The sequence below is a fragment of the Mucilaginibacter sp. P4_G9 genome, from assembly GCF_056400985.1.
The window spans coordinates 1-6,349 of sequence record NZ_JBFUKF010000288.1; the positions used below are offsets into that span (position 1 = coordinate 1).

Consider the following 6,349-nt stretch of genomic DNA (forward strand, 5'->3'; position numbering starts at 1 on the left):
AGTCTGGAGACTACTGGTATGTAGAATTTGAAGTATGAAAGCCCATAAGACGAAGCGTTACTATTTCTTTGTTTTTTCAGGCCCCGAAAACGTATAGTTAAAAAAGTCGACATCTACATATCCTTTTTCCTGTTTGTTATTGTAAGAATATATTCCCAGTCGATCACCTCTATATGATCCCCACATTAACTTGTACGCAGGCCCGAAATCTTTGAAATTCTTACCATCTGTACTGTAAGAATACTGGCTAATACCATCAAGGCCCCAAACAGACCGCAGCCAAAGCACATTTTGGTTTATTTGATCACCTTCTGTTATCTGGCCCTTTAAGTTGTATTCCAATTTTTTTATTTTGCCATCACAACGTACACCTATGGCCGAATAAGCTGGGTGTCCGAAATGAGTGAAACCGGCCTTTTGGCCGTCTGCCATTCCGCTTAAATCCAGTTTAACAATTACTTCGTTAGTCTTAGTAGACATAGACCGCTGCGTAAGGATATTACCCACCTTTGTAAGGTTGTCATTCTTTTCAAGGGAGCCGAACGCGTAAAGCCTGAGCCACCCCTTTCTTTCTTGCAACGACCACTTGCCGCCCCTCGGCTGGTAGTTCCACTCCCATTGCTCATTCAACCGGGTTCCCGAAAAAGAATCACTTGCTTGGGGAGTGTTAATTTTTGCTCCGCTAACCGGCTTCTTGCCATCCCAAACCATGGTACCAACACCATCTTCTCCCACTTTTCCTAAAATAGGCCATCCATCCACCCAGTTAACCGGGATCAAACTCATGACCCTACCGAACCAGTCTCCGTCTCCGTGATGGGTAAGAAAATACCAATCTCCGTTCCGGGTTTGAACAATACCGCCCTGGTTGGGTGATTTTATATCATTTTGAGCATGGCTCAATTGCTTAACTTCGGTATAAGGCCCCCAAATATTCTTTGAGCGCTCCATCATTACAGTCCGGCCGTCGGCTTTCACTTCACTGAAAAAATGGTAGTAGGTCCCATTTATCTTGTAAAGTTTATTGGCCTCACTTCCCTTCGATTGATAAATAACCTTATCAGTCTCCTTAATAATATCTTTACCGTCGGCAGTAAGTTTAAAGAGATGTATTTTATACTTATCCTTGARATTTGTACCAATGAAATAACCCTGGCAGTCATCATCCCAGAAAGGACAGCAGTCATCCCAACCTGCTTCCCCGATGATTTTATGTAATGGATCCCAGGGGCCTTCTATATTTTTAGCAGTTGTCATAAAATACCCTTCATCGGACGTTCCGAAATAAATCCAAAACCTGCCTTTGTGATAGTGTATTGCTCCTGCCCAGATACCAGTACCGTACCGGTTCATCCGGTCCCAGTTCATTTCAGGAGATATTTGTGTGATATCAGGCACCGCATGGCCTTTTATCTTCCAGTTGACCAGATCCTTTGAATGAAGGATAATCATTCCCGGAGAATATTGAAAAGTAGAAGATATGGCATAATAATCGTCTCCTACGCGGATACAATCAAGATCGCTGTAGTCTGCCGGCAATACGGGATTCCGATAAGTGCCATTATTCTGATCTCCCCAGGTGGCCCAGGTGTTCCATTTTGGATTATCATTATCCTGCCCTCTTACTGATTTAACAGTAGCAATTAGGATGATTACAATAAAAAATTGCTTATACATAATTTGAAAACACTGAGCTGGCTGGTGTCCGTAAAAACCTTGCACAATTAATACAGGCTCCGGTTTCAATGCCGGTTGCCGCTGTAGTTAGCGTGTGGTCCATTTATCAGTTGGCTTATAAAGGCTTTTGGCAAATAACTCATATGTTGGTCAGTCAGGTTATTTGATTAAAACAAAACTATATAAAGTCTCCCATGCTGAATTACTCCAAACAGACTTTATTTTATACAAAACCGACTTTCATGCTGCTGCGCATTTTCCCTGAAAGAACGTAGCATGTCACTTAAATTACACGGTAATGTAACCGACTTTGGACAGCTGAGTTGTAAAAATATTACTTTATAAGGTTGATGGATAGCGGTTTGCCAGGAAGGCACTTCCTGTACAAGCAGAACAGCGACATTGAAGGTATTGTACCTTTAAAAGGGGGATGATAATCCAAATTATTAAAATGTAATATATTGACTTAAACTTTAAGAAATTTACATAACCTTAGACGTATTAATTAGTTACTTCCTGCAATGATTTTTGAATTTACAACAGCCCCCGGTTTTGATTTCGTAACACTGTTCTCGAAACAGATCAATGTGCCTGTAAGGGATAATGTATTGGAGATCCCGAAGACACTGGGAGAAGGTTATGTACGTAAAGTTGAGTTTGGAGATGATTTTAAGTTAACGATCCACCGGTATGTATTAAATGAAGATTTAATTGTTAAACGCAATCCCGCGGTGACATCTAATAACGTACGTACTATTTTCTTTTATAATAACAAAGAAGATCTTGAGGTTAAATATAACAACGGGGAAAACATACCATTTTCACCCAAAGGTAATTCATTCATACTCCTGTCCACAAATGATCTGCGCACGGAAATCCGCTTTCCTGCCGGCAGCAACATTCAATATGTAGTAGTTGGCATTACTGCTAACAGACTACGCTCAGTGCTATCTATTGAAAAGCCTAATACTACAATAGAAACCATTACAGCGGAAAATGCGTCCTTTCTCTTTTTCGAAAGTTTGGATCCTGAAATGCAATTGCTGCTTAAAAATATTGTATCCGTCGACATGAATAACTCCCTGAATAATTTCTATGTACAAATTAAGGTACAGGAATTAATGTACTTGCTTTTTAGTAAGCTGTCGCTTAGGGAGAATACGACTTTTAAGAGTATAAATAGCAACGATGCAGAAAAACTTTTGGTCATTCGCAACGGAATATTGAGTGATTTGAGTACTCCGCCGGTTTTAAGTGAATTAGCTATAATCGCTTCGATGAGTGAAACGAAACTTAAGCAACTTTTTAAGCAAACATTTGGAGATACAATCTATAATTATTATCAAAAAGCCAGAATGGAAGAGGCTGCTTTTCTGTTGAAACAGGCTAAACATTCCGTTTCAGAAGTTGGTTATGAGTTGGGTTTTTCAAACCTTAGCCACTTCAGCAGGTTATTTGAGAAGCAGTATGGTATTACGCCAAAAAAGTTCTCCTACACTGCATAAGTTTTCTTTTCCCCTCTTCTTTAAACACATTTGTCGGATAGGACTATTCTTACGCCTTTTTCGGTTATTTTACCCATTTAATAACTTTTAATTTTGTTCCTATAATTAAGTACGACAAAAAAGGAAACGTTATTCACGCCTTTTGAGAATCCATTTTATAATTCAAAATAATGAAAGCAATACAATATAAGGCATTTGGCAATTCCAATGTGATGGAGGTGGTAGAGATCCCTCAGCCTGAGATAAACAATGAAAATGAAGTTTTAATTCAAGTTAAAGCAGCCAGCGTAAATCCTTTGGATATCAAATTACGCAGTGGAATTATGCAACAAATACGACCTGTCAGCTTGCCATTTGTACCAGGTGCAGATGTGGCGGGGATCGTTATCGCCACCGGAGAAAAAGTAACCCAATTTAAAGCAGGTGATCAGGTAATCGCTGTGACCAGGGAAGGAGGCTATGCCGGGTACGCGCTGGCAAATGAAAGTCACGTAGCCATTAAACCAACTAACACCTCCTTTGAAGAAGCAACCTCCCTGGTGGTTAATATAGGCACTGCTCAATCGGTATTATTCAATGAGGGGAAATTAGCGAAAGGTCAGAAAGTTTTAATTCAGGGGGCTGCCGGGGCTACTGGAGCCACCATGGTACAAATGGCAAAAAACGCAGGTGCTTATGTCATAGCTACGGCATCCGGACAAGGCATAGCGTTAGTAAAAAGCCTTGGTGCAGATGAGATAATAGATTATAAATCACAAGACGTTACAGTACTGGTTAAGGATATTGACCTGGTGGCGGATTGCGCCGGCGGCGAATCTCAGCATAAACTTTTTGAAGTGTTAAAGTCTGGAGGTAAATTATTCAGTATAGTAAACCCGCCTTCCACCAAATTAGCTGAAAAGCACCAGGTTGACGCACGATTTATCAGTTCCAATATCTCGGCAAATAGTTTGACCGCCGGTTTAGCTCTGGTAAATGAAGGCAAGCTCCGTCCCATCGTTGCAAAAACTTTCAAATTAGAGGAAGCTGCGCAAGCCCAGGATTATGTGTCGGCTGGTGGGGTCAGCGGTAAAGTTGTTCTTGTAGTAGCCCAATAGTATAATTAATCAGCTAAATGATGATAATGCCTGTAACCAGGCTTAATGAAAAATTTAAAAATGAAAAATAAGAAAGTTATCGTTGCCGGTGCAACCGGAACGCTGGGAAGCCAGATAGTGAAAGAGTTGCTTGCACAGGGGGCAGATGTTACTGCTATGGTTAGGGCGAGCAGCAATAGAAGTGCACTCGTGGAAATGGGTGTTAAAAATTTTGTAGTGGGCGACATGATGGACGCAGCCTCTTTAAGGCAAGCCCTTTCACCTGAGCATGGTTTTGATGTTATCATAGCCAGTGCTGCCGGATATACCCGTCGAAAAAAGGGTGACAGTGCAACAACAGATACTATCGGTTACCAAAATCTGGTTGACGCTGCTAAAGAAGCAAGGATTTCACGTTTCGTACTGATCTCCATTCTGGAATCGGATAAAGCCAGATCTGTACCTCACTTTTATAATAAATACCTGATCGAAAAATATTTGAAGGAAAAAAGACAGCCCTATATTGCCCTCAGGCCGGGAGCGTTTCTTGATCAGACACCGGATTTTATTATCGGTAAGATCACCAAAGGCATACTGCCAACCTTCCTGACCGGGACTTACGGGATCATCTATACCCCCCAACTTGCCAAGTATGCCGCTATGGCAGCGGTTGCTTTACCGGATTCAGAATTAAACACTTCCATAGATATCGGCTGGGACAGACCAGTTAACGAGAAGATACTGGCAGCTGCGTTTGCAAGTGTTCTTAAAAAGAACGTAGAAGTCAAGCCGGTTATGCCTCCATTCGTAGTGAAATACGTCCTGCCGGTCATTGGTCGTTTCAATGACAACATCAAAGATATGTATGAAATGATCAGGTGGATAGATACTGGTGTTTATATAAGCAAAAACCCGCAAAGACAAAAAGAACTTTTCGGAGAGCTGCCAACTGTTGAAGAAAGCGTAGCACAATACTGCCGTGACAAGGGGCTGATCTAAATAAAGAAATCTTCCGGATTAAACAGTACGATTTACAATAACAACAAAATAATAATAAAGAGACCATGAAATTATTAGAAAAGGTAACATTAGCAAAAGAAACATTGCAGAACGCCATCGCGATGGCACCCATGACCCGCAGCCGTGCCAATAGCGAAGGTGTTGTATCAGACCTGACCGTATTATACTATACACAACGTGCCACTGCAGGACTCCTCCTTACGGAGGCCATCAATATCTCGGAACAGGCGCTGGGTAGTCCCCTGACACCCGGCCTGTACAGCCAGGAGCAAATTGATGCCTGGAAGAAAGTAACAAAATCCGTTCATGATAACGGAGGGGTGATCTATGCCCAGCTTTGGCATACCGGACGTGTCGGTCATTCAGTGGATAGAAAAGGGAAACTTCCTGTAGCACCGTCGGCGATCGGGATAAAAGGGCAGCAACATTTCACCTCCCAGGGAATGAAAGATTACGAAACACCTCAGGAATTGACTACCGAAGAGATCAAACAGATCGTTAAGGATTACGGCCAGGCCGCCAGGAATGCCATCGATGCTGGTTTTGATGGTGTTGAACTGCATGCAGCATTCGGGTATTTGCCTAACCAATTTTTATCGGAAAGTGCAAACCTACGGACTGATGAGTATGGTGGCAGCATTGAGAACAGGAACCGCTTCGTGTTGGAAGTTATGCAGGAACTGGTTGATGCGTCGGGAAGCGATACAGTTGGCATTAAGCTATCACCAACTGTATATTATAACAATATAGAAAACAGTGATCCTGTTGCTCAATTCAAACCTTTGATCGAAGCATTGAATGAATTGCCATTGGCCTATATTCATCTGATGAATGGCATGTTCCCTTTGGATAATTACCCGCACTATCCTAAGAATGCTGTGGAAACTTTTGGCAGCATAAGCAACCATCTGGTAATTGCCAATGCCGGGTTCAATAAAGATAGCGGGGAAGCAGAACTGGAAAAGGGAATCGCTAAAATAATTTCTTATGGCTCATTGTTTCTGGCCAATCCCGATTTGCCAAAACGGTTTGAATTGAATGCTGAGCTGAATGTACCGGACGGAGCTACAA

Annotated in this window: 5 protein-coding genes; 4 read left to right on the forward strand and 1 reads right to left on the reverse strand. The window is 41.9% G+C overall.

The window, feature by feature from the left end; genetic code table 11:
• Positions 1–60: 60 nt before the first annotated feature.
• Positions 61–1,677, reverse strand: a complete 1,617-nt coding sequence (locus tag AC1DPZ_RS19730) for a glycoside hydrolase family 43 protein (RefSeq protein WP_477406583.1) — start codon at positions 1,675–1,677, stop codon at positions 61–63.
• A 521-nt stretch (positions 1,678–2,198) separates the two neighbouring features.
• On the opposite strand from AC1DPZ_RS19730, the gene AC1DPZ_RS19735 reads away from it, so the two are divergent.
• The 4 genes from AC1DPZ_RS19735 to AC1DPZ_RS19750 all read left to right on the forward strand — a co-directional run.
• Complete coding sequence (locus AC1DPZ_RS19735; protein ID WP_477406585.1) at positions 2,199–3,182, forward strand: helix-turn-helix domain-containing protein; 984 nt, start codon at positions 2,199–2,201, stop codon at positions 3,180–3,182.
• A gap of 170 nt (positions 3,183–3,352) precedes the next feature.
• Entirely contained in the window at positions 3,353–4,279 is a 927-nt protein-coding gene (locus AC1DPZ_RS19740; RefSeq protein WP_477406587.1) for an NADP-dependent oxidoreductase, read from the forward strand.
• 45 nt (positions 4,280–4,324) lie between these two features.
• The gene (locus tag AC1DPZ_RS19745; protein ID WP_477406589.1) at positions 4,325–5,257 is read left to right on the forward strand and encodes an NAD(P)H-binding protein; all 933 of its coding nucleotides are present in this window, start codon (positions 4,325–4,327) and stop codon (positions 5,255–5,257) included.
• A 65-nt stretch (positions 5,258–5,322) separates the two neighbouring features.
• Positions 5,323–6,349, forward strand: a 1,027-nt coding sequence (locus tag AC1DPZ_RS19750; RefSeq protein ID WP_477406591.1) for an alkene reductase, incomplete at its 3' end; no start/stop codon positions are given.